The sequence below is a fragment of the Variibacter gotjawalensis genome (genome assembly GCF_002355335.1).
Taxonomy (GTDB): domain Bacteria; phylum Pseudomonadota; class Alphaproteobacteria; order Rhizobiales; family Xanthobacteraceae; genus Variibacter; species Variibacter gotjawalensis.
In genome coordinates, this window is sequence record NZ_AP014946.1 from 1233486 (window position 1) to 1251352 (window position 17867).

Below are 17867 nucleotides of genomic sequence, written 5' to 3' on the forward strand. Positions count from 1 at the left end.
TATCGCGAACGCATGCCCCGTTTCGGGACTTATTTGGCGATCCCGGCCCGGATGGCGCTGGATGACAGCGTCGACTTCATCCCGTGCACGAAAACCCAGGCCGGCGGCTTCATGCCGGCTAGCTGGGCGGCACGCTCCTCGGGCCATCGCGCGCGGGAAAAGCGCTGCGCGGCCGGAGAGCCAAGCGCGTCCAGCGTCTCGCCGCCGCGATCCATGAAACACAGCGGCACCATCTCGAAAATCTCGTCCCAGGCCCGCCAGCGGTGGAATTCTTCAAGCACGTCGGCGCCCGAGATCCAGACAAAACGCGCACGCGGGCAGCGCTCACGCAGATACCGCAGCGTATCCACCGTGTAGCGCGTACCGATTTGCTGCTCGACGTCGGTGACGACGATGCGCGGGTGGTTGGCGACGCGTCGCGCTGCCGCTAGGCGCTCGGCGAGCGGCGGCAGGCCGCGCGTGTCTTTGAGCGGGTTGCCCGGTGAGACGATCCACCAGACGAAGTCGAGATGCAGACGCTTCATCGCCAGCAGCGTGATGGCGCGATGCGCCGCATGCGGCGGATTGAATGAGCCGCCGAACAGGCCGATGCGCAGACCGGCGGAGGGCGGGAGTCGTGCGATCATGCAGAGCTTGCGATCACGGACGCGTCTGGCCCGATCCGTGGATGCGATACTTGAACGTCGTCAGTTGCTCGACGCCGACCGGGCCACGTGCGTGCATGCGGCCGGTCGAGATGCCGATCTCGGCGCCGAAGCCGAATTCGCCGCCGTCGGCAAACTGCGTCGATGCATTGTGCAGCACGATCGCACTATCGACCTGGGCCAAGAATTTATCGGCGGCGGCCTGATCCGCCGTGACGATCGCGTCGGTGTGATGCGAGCCGTACCGCTCGATATGCGCGATCGCATCGTCCACGCCGTCGACGACTTTTGCCGCGATGATCGCGTCGAGATATTCAGCCGGCCAGTCTTCCTCGGTCGCGGGTTTCACACGCGTATCGGTTTTCTGCACGGCCGCATCGCCGCGCACTTCGCAGCCCGCATCGATCAGCATGTCGACCAGCGGTTTAAGATGTGTCTGTGCCGCAGCGCGATCGACGAGCAGCGTCTCGGCCGCGCCGCAGACGCCGGTGCGCCGCAACTTCGCGTTGAGCACGATATCCTTCGCCATCGCGAGGTCGGCGGCCTTGTCGACATAGACATGCACGACGCCCTCAAGATGCGCGAATACCGGCACGCGCGCTTCCGTCTGCACGCGCGCGACGAGGCCCTTGCCGCCGCGCGGCACGATCACGTCGATGTTGCTGTCTAGGCCCGCGAGCATCATGCCGACGGCGGCGCGATCCCGCGTCGGCACGATCTGGATCGCATCCTCGGGGAGACCCGCGATGCGCAGGCCTTCGGTCAGCGCCGCGTGGATCGCACGCGAGGAGCGGAAGCTGTCCGAGCCGCCGCGCAGGATGACCGCGTTGCCGGCCTTGAGGCACAGCGCGCCCGCGTCGGCCGTAACGTTCGGGCGACTCTCGTAGATGACGCCGACGACGCCGAGCGGAACGCGCACGCGCTCGATCGTCATGCCGTTTGGCCGCTGCCAGCTCTCGGTGACCTTGCCGACCGCATCTTCCACCGCCGCGACGACCTCGAGGCCGGTCGCCATCGCTTCGACGCGCGCTTCGTTGAGCGTCAGGCGGTCGAGAAACGAGCCGGTCATGCCGGCGGCCTTGCCGTCTTTCACATCCTCGGCATTCGCCGCGATGATGTCGGCAGAGCGTCGGCGGATTTCGGCCGCCATCGCGGTCAGCGCGGCGTTTTTCTGCGCAGCGCCGGCCTGCCCGAGCGAACGCGCGGCAACACGCGCGCGGCGGCCGAGATCGGCCATCGCGGTCGCGATATCGTTGCCTTCGATGCTCTTCAGCGGGGCGGTCATTGGTCCATTCCGGTCAGTCGGCGCGGCTTATAACATAGGTTTGACGGCCGCCGAGGGAAGAAATCTGGCCAAAAATCCTTCGATCCGCCGGAGTTTGTGGGCTAGAAGGCTGCCCATGAGCGAAAAGAAGTCCGAACCGCCGCTGTTGCGCCTCGCCCTCGAACTCGGGCCGTTGCTGCTGTTCTTCCTCGTCTACTCGCGGGTCGAAATGTACACGGCGATCATCGTGTTCATGATCGTCACCGCGATCGCGATGGCGATCTCCTTCGCGCTGACCCGGCACATCTCGACCATGTCGACGGTCTCGGCCGTCATCGTCTTCGTGTTCGGCGGGCTGACGCTCTATCTGCACGACGAAACGTTCTTCAAGATGAAGCCGACGATCATTTACGGCCTCTTCGCCGCGACGCTGCTCGGAGGATTGCTGTTCGGGAAAACGTTGCTGCAGAACGTGTTCGGCACGATCTTCGAGGTGACACCGGCAGGCTGGCGCGTTCTGACGCAACGCTGGGGGTTATTCTTTCTCTTTCTTGCGCTGCTCAACGAGGTCGTTTGGCGCACGATGTCGACGGACTTCTGGGTGAAGTTCAAAGTCTTCGGCATCATCCCGCTGATCTTCATCTTCGGCATGCTGCAGGCGTCGGTTCTCGACCGTTACGCCGTCCCGAAAGCGCCGGAAGGCGAGAAAAGCTAGAGCATTTCCAGGCGAAGTGGATACCGGTTCGCCGTCCGGGAATGCGACTCAAAAACTACTGTCCGACCTTCGCGCGCTCGAGCGCTGGCTTGATCTGACGCTCGTAATTCTCCGGCGTCAGGCCGCCGACCAGCTTGAAGACGATCTTGCCTTCGCGATCGACGACGAACGTTTCCGGCACGCCGTAGACGCCCCATTCGATCGACGCGCGGGCATTTGCATCGGTGCCGATCGCGACGAACGGGTTGCCGTATCGGCCGAGAAAACGCCGCGCGTTTTCGGCCTTGTCGCGTTGATTGATGCCGACGAGCCGCACGCCGCTCTCGGCGAGTTGCATCAGCAGCGGAGCCTCGTCGCGGCATGGGTCGCACCACGACGCCCACACATTCACCAGCGTAACGTGTCCCTTGAGCGTTTCGGGCGACAGGCCCGGCACAGGCTTGCCGTCGCGCAGCAATCCGTCGATGCCTTCGAGAGACGTCTGCGGCGCGGGCTTCCCAATCAGCGCCGACGGAAGCCGCGACGGATCGCCGGCGAAGAGCCGGATAAAGAACAAGGTCGCCAGCGCCGCAAACAGCGCGAGCGGAATTAGCCACAGAATGCGGCGTGATGTATTTCGCGGTTCCGCGGCATCGCTCACAGGGTATCTCCCGCTGAACGGCGGCCGAAGCCGCGCTGTTCGAGATCGGCGAGCGTACGGCGTTGCACGCGATAATCAGCGACCACCCAGATGAGCAGAGCCGTGATCACGGTGGTCGCCACAGCGTAGGAGCCGACGATGAACGTCGCGTGCGGTCCGAGCGTGCTCATGCGGCACTCGCTTGCCGCAAGCGCATCGTGCGCACACGGCGGCGCAGGATCTCATTGCGCATCGCGGCGAGGTGTAGCGTGACGAAGAGGAGGAAGAATGCGGCCGCCATTGTCAGCAGCGGCGTCAGGATCGTCGGGTGGATCGCCGCGCCGCCGAGCCGCACGACCGACGCCGGCTGATGCAGCGTGTTCCACCAATCGACCGAGAATTTGATGATCGGCAAGTTGACGGCGCCGACCAGCGTGAGGATCGCGGCAAGCCGTCCGGCACGCGACGGCTCATCGACTGCGCTCCACAGTGCGAGCAGCCCAAGATACATGAGGAAGAGGACGAGCACCGAAGTGAGGCGAGCGTCCCACACCCAATAGGTGCCCCATGTCGGCCGCCCCCACAGCGCGCCGGTGACGAGACAAATCAGCGTGAACGCCGCGCCGATCGGCATCGCTGCGCGTGCCGCAACGTCGGCGAGCGGGTGCCGCCAGACCAGCGTGCCGAGCGCCGAGAGGCTCATGACGGCCCAAATGCCCATCGCGAGCCACGCCGACGGCACGTGAATGAACATGATCTTCACGGTCGCGCCCTGCTGGTAATCGTCAGGCGCGTTCCACGCGAGATAAAGCCCGGTCGCCAGCACGATCGCGGTCGCGGCGATGAGCCACGGCAAGACGCGTTCGGTGAAGCGCAAGAAGCGCGTCGGGTTGGCGAGGTCGATTAGAGCCATGCGTTACGATACTGCGGCCACCTGGCCGGATTGAGGGTGATAAGGGGCAAGAGCCGGTCGCGCAATGCGCTGCTTTTCGCGGTAACGCGATCGCGATGCATTACTCCATCCCCTGCCGCAACGCCGCCGCGGCCGCGAAAGGGGCCGCCGCGAGGCTGACGAGGCTCAGCGCAAGCAGAATGAGAAAAGGCGCGCCGAATTCGCCCGGCGTTGTGGCGGCTGCGACACCGAAGATCAACACCGGCACCGACAGAGGCAATACGAGGATCGGCAATAGAAGGCCGCCGCGCCGCAGCGTGACGCTGAGCGCCGCGCCGATGACGCCGATCAGCGTCAGCGCGGGCGTGCCGGCGAGCAACGTCAACGCGACGTGCAGCGAGACGGCGGGCTCGATGTTGAGCATCAAGCCGAGCAGCGGCGTCGCGACAACCAGCGGCAGCGCGCTGGTGATCCAATGCGCAAGCGCCTTCGCGATGACTGAAAGTTCAAGCGGCGTGCGCGCCATCAACATGAGATCGAGCGCGCCGTCGTCGTGATCCGCCGCGAATAAGCGATCGAGCGTGAGCAGGCTCGCCAGCAATGCCCCGAGCCACAGCATCGCGGGACCGATGCGTTTGAGCAGCGGCAGATCGGGACCGACAGCGAATGGCAGTAACGCTATCAACACGAGAAAGAACAACACGCCCATCAGCGCGCCGCCGCCGGTGCGCAGAGCGAGCTTGAAATCGCGGCCGAGGAGGGCGCTCATGCGGCGCCCCCGAGTGCGAGATTTTGCTCGCCCGGAAGCGCGAGCGGCGCATGCGTCGCCGCAACAATGATGCCGCCGGCCGCGAGATGCGCGGCGCACAGCGTCGCGAACATCTCCTGACCGGATCTGTCGAGCGCGGCTGTCGGCTCGTCGAGCAGCCAGATCGGACGATGGACCGCGATCAATCGCGCGAGGGAAAGACGCCTGCGTTGGCCGGCCGATAGGTAGCCGCCGGGCAGGTCGGCGAGGCTGCCGAGCCCGACCGCCGCGAGCGCGTCATCGATCGAGCGCGCCGGTTCGCCGCCAAGGAAATCGCGCCAGAACTCAAGATTTTCGCCGACGCTGAGCGACGCCTTCACGGGATCGAGATGCCCCGCATAGTGGCAATGCTCGGCGAGAGTATGCTCTGCGTCGCCGCCCTCGGCCGCGACCGTGCCCATGCTCGGCCTAACGAGGCCCGCGATGACGCGGAGGAGCGACGACTTGCCGGCGCCGTTCGGTCCCGTCAGCACCAGTGCGGAACCGGAGGGCACCGCGAAGCTCAGCCGCTCGAAAACGATGCGGCCGCCGCGGATGCAGGCTAGATCGGTTGCGATGAGGCGCGTGATGTCGCCTGCGCGGGTTGGCATCGTCGGAACTCTGGTCGCGGGCAGCAAGAGCGCCGACTCCGCCAAGTCTCTTGGCGACGGTTATCGCGTTCGCGGCTATCGCGAAAGCGCCCTCTAGGGATTGCCTGAATCGGCTTTGATAACTATTATCAAATTATGATCAGTGCCGATTTGGGTGCCAACCTCGAGGACTATGTCGCCAGACTGGTCGAGGCAGGGCGATATAATTCGAAGAGCGAGGTTTTGCGGGAAGGGGTCCGGCTCGTCCAGGAGCGGGAGACGCGGCTTGCCGTGCTCGACGCCGCCCTCGCACGCGGTCTAGCCGACGCGGATGCGGGCCGCATTTTCGCCGCCGAGGCCTTTTTCGATCAGCTCGACGGCAAACTGAAAGGTAGTTCGAAGACATGATCGTCGTCATCTCGGCCGCCGCGATGGCCGAGATCGTGTCGATTGCCGAAACGATTGCCGCCGATAGTCCGAGAAGAGCGATAACCTTCGCCGCCGAGCTGCGAGCTCAGTGTCTCAGCCTCGCCGATCTCCACGCCGCATTTCCGCTGGTGTCGCGCTATGAATCGCTTGGAATCCGCCGCCGCGTGCACGGCAACTACCTGATTTTTTACAAAGTCGAGCCGGATCGGGTCGTGATCTTGCACATCCTGCACGGTGCGCGTGACTACCTCGATATCCTCGAGGCCGGTTCGAAGCCGATGTGACAAAAATTCCGCCACGACGGAGCAGCTTCGCACATAAGAACTATAGCAAACTGGCGAAAACGCTCTTATAAAGCGGCCCGTTGCTGATGCCCCTCGCTGCTGCCGCACTCGGCGCCAAGGGGCAGGCGTTTGTGGTGGCACGCTCTCTGCTTGCCCACCCGCATCCCTTTATCGGGTTTCAAACGATGACATCACTCGACAGCTTCAAGTCGCGCCAGACCCTTAACGTCGGCGCCAAGACCTACACCTATTACAGCCTCCCGGCGGCCGAGAAGAACGGCCTCGCGGGAATCTCGCAGCTCCCGTATTCGCTCAAAGTGCTGATGGAGAACCTTCTCCGCTTCGAGGACAACCGGTCCGTCACCGCCGAAGGCATCAAGGATGCGGCCGGCTGGCTCAAGACCAAGACATCGAGCACCGAAATCGCCTTCCGTCCGGCGCGCGTGCTGATGCAGGACTTCACCGGCGTTCCGGCAGTGGTCGATCTTGCCGCCATGCGCGACGCGATGCGCAACCTCGGAGGCGACCCGTCGCGCATCAACCCGCTGGTGCCGGTCGATCTCGTCATCGATCACTCGGTGATCGTGAATTATTTCGGCTCGTCGACGGCCTTCAAGCAGAACATCGAAGAGGAATATCGCCAGAACGGCGAGCGCTACAAATTCCTCAAATGGGCGCAGACCGCGTTCGACAACTTCCGCGTCGTGCCGCCGGACACCGGCATCTGCCACCAGATCAACCTCGAATACCTGTCGCAGACGATCTTCACGGCGAAGCAAAAAATCGGCAACGAGACCGTCGAGGTCGCTTATCCGGATACGCTTGTCGGCACCGACTCGCACACCACGATGGTCAACGGCTGCGCGGTGCTCGGTTGGGGCGTTGGCGGCATCGAGGCTGAAGCCGCGATGCTCGGTCAGCCGGTCTCGATGCTGTTGCCGGAAGTCATCGGCTTCAAGCTCACCGGCAAGCTGAAGGAAGGCATCACGGCGACCGACCTCGTGCTCACCGTGACGCAGATGCTGCGCGGGAAGGGCGTCGTCGGCAAGTTCGTCGAGTTCTACGGCCCGGGCCTCGACCATCTCGCGCTCGAAGATCGCGCGACGATCGGCAACATGGCGCCCGAATACGGCGCGACCTGCGGCTTCTTCCCGATCGACGGTGAGACGCTGCGCTACCTCACCGAGACCGGCCGTTCGGCCGAGCGCGTCGCGCTCGTCGAAGCTTATGCCAAGGCGCAAGGTCTGTTCCGCGAGCAGAACGCTCCGGACCCGGTCTTCACCTCGACGCTCGAACTCGATCTTGGTTCGGTGGAGCCGTCGATAGCCGGCCCGAAGCGCCCGCAGGATCGTGTCCTCTTGAAGGATGCGGCGGCCGGTTTCGCGGTCGCGATGGAAAAGGAATTCAACAAGGCGGCCGAGCGCGGCAAGCGCGTTCCGGTCGAAGGCCGCAACCACGATATCGGCCACGGCGACGTCGTCATCGCGGCAATCACGTCGTGCACCAACACGTCGAACCCGAGCCTGATGCTCGGCGCCGGCATGCTGGCGCGCAACGCGGTGGCGAAGGGCCTCAAGGTCAAGCCATGGGTGAAGACCTCGCTCGCGCCGGGCTCGCAAGTCGCCGGCGAATACTTCGAGAAGTCGGGCCTACAGAAAGACCTCGACTCGCTCGGCTTCAATCTCGTCGGCTTCGGCTGCACGACGTGCATCGGCAACTCGGGTCCGCTCCCGGAAGAGATTTCCGCCGCGATCAACAAGAGTGATCTCGTCGCCTGCTCGGTGCTCTCCGGCAACCGTAACTTCGAAGGCCGCGTCAATCCGGACGTGCGCGCGAACTATCTCGCCTCGCCGCCGCTCGTCGTCGCGTATGCGCTCGCAGGATCGCTCGACGTCGATCTGACCAAGGATCCGCTCGGTACCGGCAGCGACGGCAAGCCGGTCTATCTCAAGGACATCTGGCCGTCGACGAAGGACGTTGCCGCGATGGTCCGCGGGACGTTGTCGGAGCAGATGTTCACCGGCATGTACAAGGACCTCTTCGAGGGCGACGCGCACTGGAAGTCGATCAAGGTCGACGCTGCCGCGACCTTCAAGTGGGACGACAAGTCGACCTACGTGCAGAACCCGCCGTACTTCACCGAGATGAAGAAGGACCCGGCGCCGGTCACCGACATCATCAACGCGCGCGTAATGGGTCTCTTCCTCGACTCGATCACGACCGACCACATCTCGCCGGCCGGTTCGATCAAGGAGTCGAGCCCGGCGGGTGTGTATCTCCGCGATCACCAGGTGCGTCCGGCCGACTTCAACCAGTACGGCACGCGCCGCGGCAATCACCAGGTCATGATGCGCGGCACGTTCGCGAACATCCGCATCAAGAACCAGATGCTCCAGGGCGTCGAAGGTGGTTTCACGACGCACTACCCGACCGGCGAGAAGCTGCCGATCTATGATGCGGCGATGCGCTACAAGGCCGAGAAGGTTCCGCTGATCGTCTTCGCCGGCAAGGAATACGGCACCGGCTCGTCGCGCGACTGGGCCGCGAAGGGCACCGTGCTCCTCGGCGTTCGCGCTGTCGTTGCGCAATCCTTCGAGCGCATCCATCGCTCGAACCTGATCGGCATGGGCGTCGTTCCGCTGGTCTTCGAGGAAGGCACGTCGTGGCAGACGCTCGGCCTCAAGGGCGACGAGACCGTGACGATTCACGGCCTCGCGCACGACTTGAAACCGCGCCAAACGCTGATCGCCGAGATCACGATGGGCGACGGTACGCTCAAGAAGGTGCCGCTGATCTGCCGCATCGATACGCTCGATGAGCTCGACTACTTCAAGAACGGCGGCATCCTGCACTACGTGCTGCGCCAGCTCGCGGCTTAACCACAACGGCTGACGCCGTTGCCGATTTCGCCAAGCGGTACGCCCCACGACGGGCGTACCGCTTTTTTGTTGGGCGAGTTTGTCGGCCCGGTCACACCTGCCGACAATTGCGTGATGTAACCCGGAAGTGAGTTGGCTCCGAACGCGGGGTTCGCCTAAATCTCAAGCCATAAGACCGCTGCCGGCAGAGCATCGGTCGAGGTATTATTTTTATGCGTTGCCCATCTTCGTTCGCCGGTTTCGCATTCGGCCTCGCCGCAGTCACGGCGGGAACGCCGGCTTTGAGCCAAACCGAGCCGCGCGCCGTCGTCGAGCTGTTCACCAGCCAAGGCTGCTCGTCGTGCCCGGCCGCCGACAAGCTGATCGGCGAGCTCGCGAAAGATCCCTCGCTCATCACGCTGTCGATGTCCGTCGATTACTGGGACTATCTCGGTTGGAAGGACACGCTCGCGCTCAAGGGCCATACGCAGCGGCAGAAAGGTTATGCGAACACGCGCGGCGACCGTCAGGTCTATACGCCGCAAGTCGTTATCAACGGCGTCTCGCATGTCGTCGGCAGCGATCGCGCCGAGATCGAAAAGGCGCTAAGCCGCGTTCGCCCGCGCGAAGCCTTGTCGGTGCCGGTCGGCATCTTCGTAGGCCAAGACGGTTTGACGGTCAGCGTGCAGTCAGGCTCGGAGGCGCAGCAAGCCGGCGACGTGTGGCTCTGCCTCACAGCACGCGAAGTCCACGTGAAGATCAACAAGGGCGAGAACCGCGGCAAGGAAGTGACGTATCACAACGTCGTCCGCCGCTGGGTGAAGCTCGGCACGTGGGCGGGCGGCGCGCAGACGTGGAAAGTCCCCAAGAGCGATCTTGCGGCCGACAATCCGGATGCCGCAACCGTGCTCGTGCAGACCGGCGGCGCCGAAAGCCCCGGCACGATGCTTGGCGCCGCGACCGCATCGCTGCGCTGATATCAACATAGACGTTGACGTTCGGACATTTTTGTCCGAGGATAGCATCCTCGGCAGAGTTCGGCATGGCTACGAAACGCGATCGCTTCATTTCCGAGCTTCGGGCCGAAGCGGAAGCGCGGAATTTGCCGTTTCGCGTTGCGTATGGACGCGGCAAAGGCGGTCACGCGATGGTCTATGTCGGCGATCGGCTGACGACACTGCCGAGCCGCGAGATCGATCCCAAGACGGGGCGCAAGATCAAGAAGCAACTGGGGCTCGGCTGACGATGCAGGATTTCAGTTACGGCGCAATTTTCGAGAAGGGCGAAGATCACGGCATCGTAGTCTCGTTTCCGGATGTTCCCGAAGCGATTTCGCAAGGCGACGATGTGGCCGACGCTGAGACAATGGCGGCCGATGCGCTTGCGCTTGCGCTGCTGTCTTATCTTGATCGCGGGTTAGCCCTGCCAACTGCGCGAAAGGCCGCGACCGCTCAAGGCAAGAAGTTGCGTTACGTTTCGGTCGAGCCGACCACTGCAGCTAAACTCGCCGTGCTGTCCGCCTTCGCCGACGCCAAGATCAGCAAGTCCGCACTGGCGCGCCGCATCGGCAAGGACGAGAAGGAAGTCCGCCGCATTCTCGATCCGTGGCATGCGACCAAGCTCGCGCCGCTGACGGTGACACTGCGCGCGCTCGGCAAGCGGTTGGTTGTCGGCGTTACGGACGCTGCCGCTTAGGGCGGATGCACCAAAAAGAAAAGCCAGCGCTTGGGCACTGGCTATGAGTCGTCAGACAGTTTTCTGGAAGTAGGACCCGACCCGTACAATACCCAGGGGGCTTGGGGGGCTGAGGAATCCGGGTCTCGCCGAGCCGGGCCCTATCCGCGATATATGCACGGGACCGGCGGCGCGCCAGCGGCGCAAATCGGGCCGCAATGTGATTTCTGATGCACGTCCTCGTGATGTGGTTACCGTTTGGCAATGATTTGCTCTTGAACCGGGCAACGTCCGGCGCGATCATGATGGCGTTGTAACGACCAAGGAGGCGCCGCATGGACGCGGGTTCCGGCGACTTGGAGCCGGGCGAGCCGATACGGGCTGCGGGCGTTTCGCCCTCCGGCCCGCGCGAGCGAGTGAGTTTTGACCGGCGCGAGCTGAGCCGAATTCTCGATCTTTATGGCCGCATGGTCGCGGCCGGTGAGTGGCGCGATTACGCCATCGATTTTCTGAAAGACCGCGCGGTGTTTTCGATCTTCCGCCGCTCGTCAGAAATGCCGATTTACCGCATCGAAAAAGATCCGAAACTGGCACGGAAGCAGGGTGCCTATAGCGTCGTGTCGATGACGGGTCATATCTTGAAACGCGGACCGGAACTCGAGCGCGTGCTGCGCGTGCTCGACAAACCGCTGCGCGTGGTAGCGAGCTAAATTCGCCCGCGAGGGCAGAAGCGATTTTTGCGATGTGGCCATTTAGGTCAAAGCCATTGCTCGATGCCGAGACGGCAGCTTGGCATGTCGAGAACTTCGCTTGGCTGCTGAGTGAGTTCGGACACGGCGACGATTTTTCCGCCTGCAAACTCGTTCTACCGAAGCCTGGTTTCTTTCCGAGCGATGGCGAACGCGGTCACGCCAAAGCGCTCCGCATCTTTCGTCAGACGCAGACGTATTGCGGAATGGGCGATTGGGAGATCGATCTCGTTGCCGACAACAACCCGGTCGCTCGGCGCGAAGCACCGGCTTACGTCATGCTCCAACATGGCAAGCACGCACTCGGCACGTATAGCCGCCGCGGCAATCGCTCGCAGATCACCTACGTGCCGACGCTGCTGGAGCGGCCCGAGCATCTCATCGCGACGTTCGCGCATGAGCTTGCGCACGATCTTTTGTCGTCGGCGCGCACGCCGCCACCGTCGGAAGCCGACGAAAACGAATTTCTCACCGACCTCACGGCCGTATTTCTCGGCTTCGGAGTCTTCCTCGCCAATGCACGTTTCGATTTCGAGACCAGCGGCGGCGGTGGCTGGAGCATGCGGCGCGCCGGCTATCTGCCGGAAGCGGATTTGATCTTCGCCCTGGCGCTATTCCTGCGCACGCGGCAAATCGGCCCCGACGCCGCGATGGAGTGGCTCAAGCCGCATCTTGGCAAGCTGCTGCGCAAGGCGCTTGGCGATCTGCCGGATACGCATGCGGATGTCGCGGCCCTGCGTGCCGCGCTCGCGGACGCGCAGAAAATCGCGAGCTAGACGAGCGTCATCGGAACATAAGGGTCGGTCGTGTCGCCTTCGCCGAGCGGGCGCTGCATCAGCACGGTCGCGAGCCATTTGCCGTGCTTGAAGCCGACCGCTTCGACGGCGCCGATCATCCGAAATCCTGCCGCGCGGTGAAGTTCGATGGACGGCGTTTGGCTCGCATCGCCGATCACCGCGATCATCTGGCGAAAGCCGCGCTTCTCGGATTCCTCGATCAAGGCGGTGAGCAGAATGCGGCCGATGCCGCGCCGCTGCGCGTCCGGCGCGATGTAGATCGAGTCCTCGACACTGAAGCGGTAGGCCGGGCGCGGGCGATAGGCGCCCGCATAGGCGTAGCCGAGCAGCGCGCCTGCTTCTTCCGCGACGATATACGGGAAGCCGTTGTCGATGAGCGCCGACATCCGCCGCGTCATCTCGGCCTCGTCCGGCGGATCGAGTTCGAACGACGCAGTGCCGTGCGCTACGGCGTGCGCATAGATGCGCGTAATTGCCGGGATGTCGGAAAGGGTCGCGGGGCGGATCGAAACAGGCATCAAATGACTGCAGCGGCGAGATGTCTCACGGTAGTGCCGGAAGACGCTGAAAAGGAAGGGATTTCTAACTCTTTTCGATTAACGCTTTGCTAACCATAAGTATGAACGTTGTTCAAAACAGCTTGAACTTTGCTGCGATTCACCCGACTATCAGATCATGAACGATGTTCATATCCCGAAACCAAGGAGTTTTTGATGTTCAAGTTGATCCGGACGCTCCTCGACGCCACGACGGCTCACGCCGAGGAAGCCGTTCAAGACAAGTTCGCGATTGAGCTCATCGGGCAGCATATCCGCGCTGCCGAGGCCGGCCTCTCCCAAGCCAAGGAGACGCTCGCAACCATCATCCTCCAACAGCGCACCGAGCAGGCGAACTTTAATGCCCTCGAGCGGCGGATCGCCGATCTCGAAACGCGCGTGCGTGCTGCGTTGGCGGCCGGAAGCGAGAAGCTGGCGCATGACGGTGCGGCCGCGATCGCCGAACTCGAAAACGAACGCGAGACCCGCCGCAACACAATCGGCGCCCTCGCCGAACGTGCCGAGCGGATGCGTCTTTCCATCGAGAAAACGCATCGTCGCATTGTCGACCTCAACCAGGGAATGATCGCTGCACGCGCGATCGACAAAGGCCAGAAAGCTCAGCGCCAGCTCGATCGCTCGATCGGACGCAGGGCGAATCTGCAAGCCGCGGAAGCGCTGCTTCGCCGCGTCAACGAGCGTAGCGATCCGCTCGACGAAGCCGAAGTTCTCGACGCGATCGACGCCGAACTCAGTCAGGACGGGGTGCGCGATCGCCTCGAACAGCACGGCTTCGGACCTTCCGCAAAAATTCGCGCGAGCGATGTCCTCACGCGTCTCACCGCTGCTTAACCGAACCTCGCAAGGAGCATCACAATGGATAAAGGCCTCAAGACCTACATCGCGTTCAACAGCGCCGCGGTTGCGGTCGCGCTCTTCATGCTCGCGTTATCGATCTGGCTGTCACCCGTCGACTTGTCGACGAAGGGATACTGGACGATGGGCGTGATCCTGCTGTGCGGCAGCCTCGTCAATCTCGTGAAATACCGCATGGACGAGCGCATCGCCGACGAGACGTCCTCGAAGATCGAAAAAGCGCGCCACGAGAAGCTGATCAGCGAATATGTCGGCAAGGACTGAGCAATAAAAAAGCCCGGCACTCGCGCCGGGCTTTTTCTTCGCGTGAGTTGCTTCAAGGCTTGAACACGAAGCCATCCTTGATCGCGACCGCATCGGGGATGGGCGGCAAGTCGGAGAAAAGTTCCGGCTTCTCCTTCATCACCTTCACGATGTGCTTGGCATCGATGTGCTTGTTGACGTCGAAGGTCGACTTGATCGTCCCGAGGCGCGACAGCACGTCCTGCGCGGCCCAAAGTGCGCGGAAGTTCTGCGCCGAGAGGCGGCGGTCCGCCTGCTGGATGTTGAACTGCATCGCAGCTTCGGCGACGTCCGGCTTCAGGCCCGGAATCCAGCGCGTCGCGACTTGCGCGGCTTGCTTCGGATTGGCGCGCATCCACTTGTCGGCTTCCGACACAGCGGCGAGGAATTTCTCGACCGTCGGACCGTTCTTATCGACCCACGGACGGAGTGCGACATTAAAGCCGAGATACGAGATGACATCGCCGCCACGGATGACTTCGATGGCGCCCGGCACGTCTTTCAGCGCAACGATGGGCCAGGGATCCCACGACACGAAGCCGTCGATGCCTTTGGCGAGCAGCGCGACCGTCATATCCGGCGGCGGCGTGTTGACGAGCGTGACTTCGTCGACCTTGAGCCCGGCCTTCTCGATCAGTGCCAGAATGTAGAGGTGGTTGATCGTGCCGAACGAAGCCGCGATCTTCTTGCCCTTGAGCGATTTGAGATCGCCCTTGTTGATGCCGGCGCCTTCGCGCGCGATCAACGCCAGCGTCGCGTCGGCGCCGAGTTTCGTCGCGCTGCCCGAGAAGTTGCCGAGGGCGACGAGGTCCATGCCGCGCAGCACCGCACCGATCATCGGCACGCCGACTTGCACCATGTCGCTCTCACCGGCTTGCAGCGCATTGAGTGCGTCGACGCCGGTCGGGTAGGGGCGCGCGATCGTGACGTCGAGGCCGTGCTTCTCGAAGAAGCCGCGCTCGAGCGCGATCGGCAGCCCGATCTGATCGATGCCGGTCACCATGCCGGCTTTCAGTTTCACAAGCTCCTGCGCATGCGCTGCGAATGGCGCCGCCAAGCACATGGCCAAGGCCAACAGTGTTTTTCTCATTTTGCGTTAGCTCCCTTCTTTCAGTGGCTCCACTTTGGTCACCCAGTAAGGCCGGGCGACAGCGGTGAGGTCCGTTTTCTTCACATTACGAAGTTCGATGCCGTTGTCGGTTGTACCCGCCATACGGCCGTATTTTTGGAAAGCCTGAACGTGATAGCGCTCTGGCGCGAACGGCAAGGTCACCAGCACGTTCACGCGCTCGCGATTTGCCGGAAACTCGCCCATGACCTTTGCGGGCGCCGCGACCGTGAGCCAAAGCTGCCACAGCACATAGGCACCCACAACCGAAAGAACGACGCGGCCGCGCGTATCGCCGAGCACCGTGCGGACGAGCTTCATGCGCTGCGCACTTTCTGCAGTACGCGCGCCGACAGTGTCTTGAAGGCATCGTCTTCGATGAGGTCGTCCCACACGCGCGGGCGCGGCAGATCGATAACGATCTCGTCGAGCACCGTGCCTTTCGACAGCACGATGACGCGGTCGGCCAAGAATACGGCTTCCGGCACATCGTGCGTGATGAAGAGGATCGTCGGCCGCCGCTCCTGCCAGATGCGCGTGAGTTCTTCTTGAAGTGTCATGCGGGTCTGCGCATCGACGCTCGCGAAGGGCTCGTCCATCAGCAGAATATCCGGATGATTGGCGAGCGCGCGCGCAACACCGACTCGCTGCTGCATGCCGCCCGAGAGTTCGTTCGGGTAGCGGTCTTCCGCGTGGCTGAGGCCTGCGAGCGCGATGTATTCGCGCGCGATGGTGTCGCATTCGGCCTTCGGTTTGCCGCGCATTTTCGGACCGAAGCCGACATTGTCGAGCACGGTCTTCCACGGAAACAACGCATGCGATTGGAAAACGACGCCGCGCTCCGGGCCGGGCCCGCTCACCGCGCGGCCGTCGAGTAGAATTTCGCCGCCCGAATTCGGAATGAAGCCCGCAATCATGTTGAGCACTGTGGTCTTGCCGCAGCCCGATGGTCCGACGACGGCAACGAACTCGCCCTGATTGACGTTGAGCGAAACGTCCCGCACGGCGGTGACATGCGCGCCCTGGTAAGCGTCGAAATAGGTCTTCGACAGATTTTTGATCGCGAGCGTTTTCACTTCTGAACCGTTCCCCAGCGCTGCCCGGTCGCGCGCTCGATCGGCGCGAGAATCCAGGCATCGACGATGTACCAAAGTGTTCCCAGAATAATCATGCCGAGCATGATCTCGACGACGGAGCCGGCGCGGCGCGCATCGAACATCAGGAATCCGATGCCGCTGGTGCCGACGATGATCTCGGTTGCGATCAGCGCGCGCCAGCCGAAGCCGAGGCCATTGCGCAGACCCGTGATGATGTTCGGAAGTGCACCCGGCAGAGTGACTTCCTTCAGGATCGCGAACTTGGATGCACCGAGACTCTGCGCCGCGCGGAAGAGATCGAGCGGCACGGAACGCACGCCGAGCACCGTGTTGAAGATCACCGGGAACATCACCGTATAGACGATGACAAACGTCATCGTTGTGAGGCCGAAGCCGAACCAGATCAGCAGGATCGGTAGCCACGCGATATCGCCTATCGCCTGGAAGAACAGCACGACAGGCCACAGTGCCGTATGAGCGCGCTTCGAAACTCCGATCAGAATTCCCAGCGGAATGCCAAGCGCGATGCCGCAAAGTGCGCCGACGGCGAGGCGGATCAGGCTGTCTTCCAAATAGTCCGGCAGGATGCCTTTGTAGGTCAGCGAGACGAACGACTTCCAGACTTCGACCGGCCCCGGAAAGAAGACTTTCGGAAACACTTCGGCGGCGGACACGATCCACCACAGCGCGATGACCGGGATGAACGGCACCAGCGTCTGCACGATCGGAAAGCGCGTTGTGAGGCGGACGTAGCCGCTCCAGATGGGGAGAAGAACGTTCATGTCGCGCGCACCATGCCCCAGCGTTCGATCGTACGGCGCTCGAGCGGCGCGAGCACGAGGCGATCGATCAGCAGCCAGATAATGCCGATCACGATCATGCCCATGACGATCACTTCGGTGCGGTAGAAATCACGCGCGACGAACAGCATGTAGCCGAGGCCGACATTGGTCGCGATCATCTCGGCTGCGATGAGACCGCGCCACGCAAAACCGAGACCTGTGCGGATGCCGGTGACGATGTTCGGCAGCGCGCCTGGTAACAGCACTTCGGTCAGCATCGCCCATGGCCCGGCACCGAGCGACGCGGCCGCGTTGCGCACCGGCTTCGGAATGGTCGAAACGCCGAGCAGCGTGTTGTAGGTGACGACGAAGAACACCGCGTTGAAGATCACGAACGTGATCGCGCCGAAGCCGTAGCCGAACCACAGCGTCGCGATCGGGATCCAGGCGATTCCGGCCAGCACCGAGAAGAACCGCAGCGGCGGGTTGAGGAAGTCGGCGACGATCTTGTTGACGCCCATCGCGATGCCAAGCGGCACCGCGACCAGGATGGCCAGCACGGTGCCGACCGCGATCCGGCCGAGGCTGGCGCCGACATGCTGGATCAGTGTGCCATCGCGTATCGCCTCGACAAACGCATTCCAAACAGCCGGCACGCTCGGGAAGATGCGCGGATTGACGTCGAAGCTCGCAACGATGACGGCCCACACCGCGACCAGCACTGCGAGCGGGAGGATGAACAGAAGCGTTGAAGAGAGACGGGACGCCATCAGGAGCTACGAGCGCCTGAAACCTCACGGAAGGCGCGTGGCGCGCGCTCAACGATTCGCGCTGCGCGATCGAATCGCGGCCTTTGAGTCACAGTTTCCATCCCCCGGTTGTGT

24 protein-coding genes are annotated in these 17867 nt (G+C 63.0%); 11 read left to right on the top strand and 13 right to left on the bottom strand.

Translation table 11 applies throughout. The annotated features are described in order from the left end of the window. Positions 1-29 precede the first annotated feature (29 nt). Positions 30-626: a nicotinate-nucleotide adenylyltransferase gene (locus GJW30_RS05945; protein WP_096352918.1), complete on the bottom strand. Its 597-nt coding sequence runs from the start codon at positions 624-626 to the stop codon at positions 30-32. A gap of 13 nt (positions 627-639) precedes the next feature. Further along, the gene (locus GJW30_RS05950) at positions 640-1929 is read right to left on the bottom strand and encodes a glutamate-5-semialdehyde dehydrogenase (protein ID WP_096352921.1); all 1290 of its coding nucleotides are present in this window, start codon (positions 1927-1929) and stop codon (positions 640-642) included. Positions 1930-2044: 115 nt separating this feature from the next. Here GJW30_RS05950 and GJW30_RS05955 point away from each other — a divergent pair, with 115 nt between their 5' ends. After that, positions 2045-2623: a septation protein A gene (locus GJW30_RS05955; RefSeq protein ID WP_096352924.1), complete on the top strand. Its 579-nt coding sequence runs from the start codon at positions 2045-2047 to the stop codon at positions 2621-2623. A 55-nt stretch (positions 2624-2678) separates the two neighbouring features. On the opposite strand, the gene GJW30_RS05960 is transcribed toward GJW30_RS05955, so the two are convergent. The 5 genes from GJW30_RS05960 to ccmA all read right to left on the bottom strand — a co-directional run bounded on the left by GJW30_RS05960 (position 2679) and on the right by ccmA (position 5532). Then, a complete protein-coding gene (locus GJW30_RS05960) occupies positions 2679-3263 on the bottom strand; it encodes a DsbE family thiol:disulfide interchange protein (protein ID WP_096352927.1) in 585 nt (194 codons plus the stop codon). After that, complete coding sequence (gene ccmD, locus GJW30_RS05965; RefSeq protein WP_096352930.1) at positions 3260-3433, bottom strand: heme exporter protein CcmD; 174 nt, start codon at positions 3431-3433, stop codon at positions 3260-3262. Before ccmD ends, GJW30_RS05960 begins: the two co-directional genes overlap by 4 nt. Next, positions 3430-4155, bottom strand: a complete 726-nt coding sequence (locus GJW30_RS05970) for a heme ABC transporter permease (protein ID WP_096352932.1) — start codon at positions 4153-4155, stop codon at positions 3430-3432. The genes ccmD and GJW30_RS05970 overlap by 4 nt, the downstream gene beginning before the upstream one ends. A 100-nt stretch (positions 4156-4255) precedes the next feature. Beyond that, entirely contained in the window at positions 4256-4903 is a 648-nt protein-coding gene (gene ccmB / locus GJW30_RS05975; protein WP_096352935.1) for a heme exporter protein CcmB, read from the bottom strand. Then, on the bottom strand, positions 4900-5532 hold the full coding sequence (gene ccmA, locus GJW30_RS05980) for a heme ABC exporter ATP-binding protein CcmA (protein WP_096358683.1): 633 nt from the start codon (positions 5530-5532) through the stop codon (positions 4900-4902). Before ccmA ends, ccmB begins: the two co-directional genes overlap by 4 nt. Before the next feature lie 135 nt (positions 5533-5667). Here ccmA and GJW30_RS05985 point away from each other — a divergent pair, with 135 nt between their 5' ends. From GJW30_RS05985 to GJW30_RS06020, 8 genes are all read left to right on the top strand, one after another. After that, positions 5668-5919 carry a type II toxin-antitoxin system ParD family antitoxin gene (locus tag GJW30_RS05985; protein ID WP_096352938.1) on the top strand — a complete coding sequence of 84 codons (252 nt, stop codon included), beginning with the start codon at positions 5668-5670 and terminating at the stop codon, positions 5917-5919. 23 nt (positions 5920-5942) lie between these two features. Beyond that, positions 5943-6224 (top strand): type II toxin-antitoxin system RelE/ParE family toxin, encoded by a 282-nt coding sequence (locus GJW30_RS05990; RefSeq protein ID WP_347337731.1) that lies wholly within the window; start codon positions 5943-5945, stop codon positions 6222-6224. Between the two features lie 185 nt (positions 6225-6409). Beyond that, positions 6410-9103 (top strand): aconitate hydratase AcnA, encoded by a 2694-nt coding sequence (gene acnA, locus GJW30_RS05995; RefSeq protein ID WP_096358684.1) that lies wholly within the window; start codon positions 6410-6412, stop codon positions 9101-9103. A 212-nt stretch (positions 9104-9315) separates the two neighbouring features. Beyond that, on the top strand, positions 9316-10059 hold the full coding sequence (locus GJW30_RS06000) for a DUF1223 domain-containing protein (protein ID WP_096352943.1): 744 nt from the start codon (positions 9316-9318) through the stop codon (positions 10057-10059). A gap of 65 nt (positions 10060-10124) precedes the next feature. Then, positions 10125-10325: a hypothetical protein gene (locus tag GJW30_RS06005; RefSeq protein WP_096352946.1), complete on the top strand. Its 201-nt coding sequence runs from the start codon at positions 10125-10127 to the stop codon at positions 10323-10325. Positions 10326-10327: 2 nt separating this feature from the next. After that, positions 10328-10777 carry a type II toxin-antitoxin system HicB family antitoxin gene (locus GJW30_RS06010; protein WP_096352948.1) on the top strand — a complete coding sequence of 150 codons (450 nt, stop codon included), beginning with the start codon at positions 10328-10330 and terminating at the stop codon, positions 10775-10777. A 314-nt stretch (positions 10778-11091) separates the two neighbouring features. Then, positions 11092-11466 (top strand): DUF2794 domain-containing protein, encoded by a 375-nt coding sequence (locus tag GJW30_RS06015; RefSeq protein ID WP_096352951.1) that lies wholly within the window; start codon positions 11092-11094, stop codon positions 11464-11466. Between the two features lie 56 nt (positions 11467-11522). Then, a complete protein-coding gene (locus tag GJW30_RS06020) occupies positions 11523-12281 on the top strand; it encodes a hypothetical protein (protein ID WP_096352953.1) in 759 nt (252 codons plus the stop codon). On the opposite strand, the gene GJW30_RS06025 is transcribed toward GJW30_RS06020, so the two are convergent. Further along, positions 12278-12823, bottom strand: coding sequence for a GNAT family N-acetyltransferase (locus GJW30_RS06025; RefSeq protein WP_096352955.1), 546 nt, complete (start codon positions 12821-12823; stop codon positions 12278-12280). The two genes, GJW30_RS06020 and GJW30_RS06025, sit on opposite strands and share 4 nt — an antisense overlap. Positions 12824-13015: 192 nt before the next feature. On the opposite strand from GJW30_RS06025, the gene GJW30_RS06030 reads away from it, so the two are divergent. Together GJW30_RS06030 and GJW30_RS06035 are read left to right on the top strand one after the other, a co-directional pair. Next, positions 13016-13690: a PspA/IM30 family protein gene (locus GJW30_RS06030; RefSeq protein ID WP_096352957.1), complete on the top strand. Its 675-nt coding sequence runs from the start codon at positions 13016-13018 to the stop codon at positions 13688-13690. 24 nt (positions 13691-13714) lie between these two features. Further along, complete coding sequence (locus GJW30_RS06035) at positions 13715-13978, top strand: YiaA/YiaB family inner membrane protein (protein WP_096352959.1); 264 nt, start codon at positions 13715-13717, stop codon at positions 13976-13978. Between the two features lie 52 nt (positions 13979-14030). On the opposite strand, the gene GJW30_RS06040 is transcribed toward GJW30_RS06035, so the two are convergent. The 5 genes from GJW30_RS06040 to GJW30_RS06060 are packed head-to-tail and all read right to left on the bottom strand — an operon-like array spanning position 14031 to position 17753. Further along, positions 14031-15086, bottom strand: coding sequence for an ABC transporter substrate-binding protein (locus tag GJW30_RS06040; protein WP_096352961.1), 1056 nt, complete (start codon positions 15084-15086; stop codon positions 14031-14033). A 6-nt stretch (positions 15087-15092) separates the two neighbouring features. Next, positions 15093-15425, bottom strand: a complete 333-nt coding sequence (locus GJW30_RS06045; protein WP_096352963.1) for a hypothetical protein — start codon at positions 15423-15425, stop codon at positions 15093-15095. Next, on the bottom strand, positions 15422-16180 hold the full coding sequence (locus GJW30_RS06050; RefSeq protein WP_096352965.1) for an ABC transporter ATP-binding protein: 759 nt from the start codon (positions 16178-16180) through the stop codon (positions 15422-15424). Before GJW30_RS06050 ends, GJW30_RS06045 begins: the two co-directional genes overlap by 4 nt. Beyond that, positions 16177-16983, bottom strand: a complete 807-nt coding sequence (locus GJW30_RS06055) for an ABC transporter permease (RefSeq protein ID WP_096352967.1) — start codon at positions 16981-16983, stop codon at positions 16177-16179. Before GJW30_RS06055 ends, GJW30_RS06050 begins: the two co-directional genes overlap by 4 nt. Next, on the bottom strand, positions 16980-17753 hold the full coding sequence (locus GJW30_RS06060) for an ABC transporter permease (RefSeq protein WP_096352969.1): 774 nt from the start codon (positions 17751-17753) through the stop codon (positions 16980-16982). Before GJW30_RS06060 ends, GJW30_RS06055 begins: the two co-directional genes overlap by 4 nt. Positions 17754-17867 lie beyond the last annotated feature (114 nt).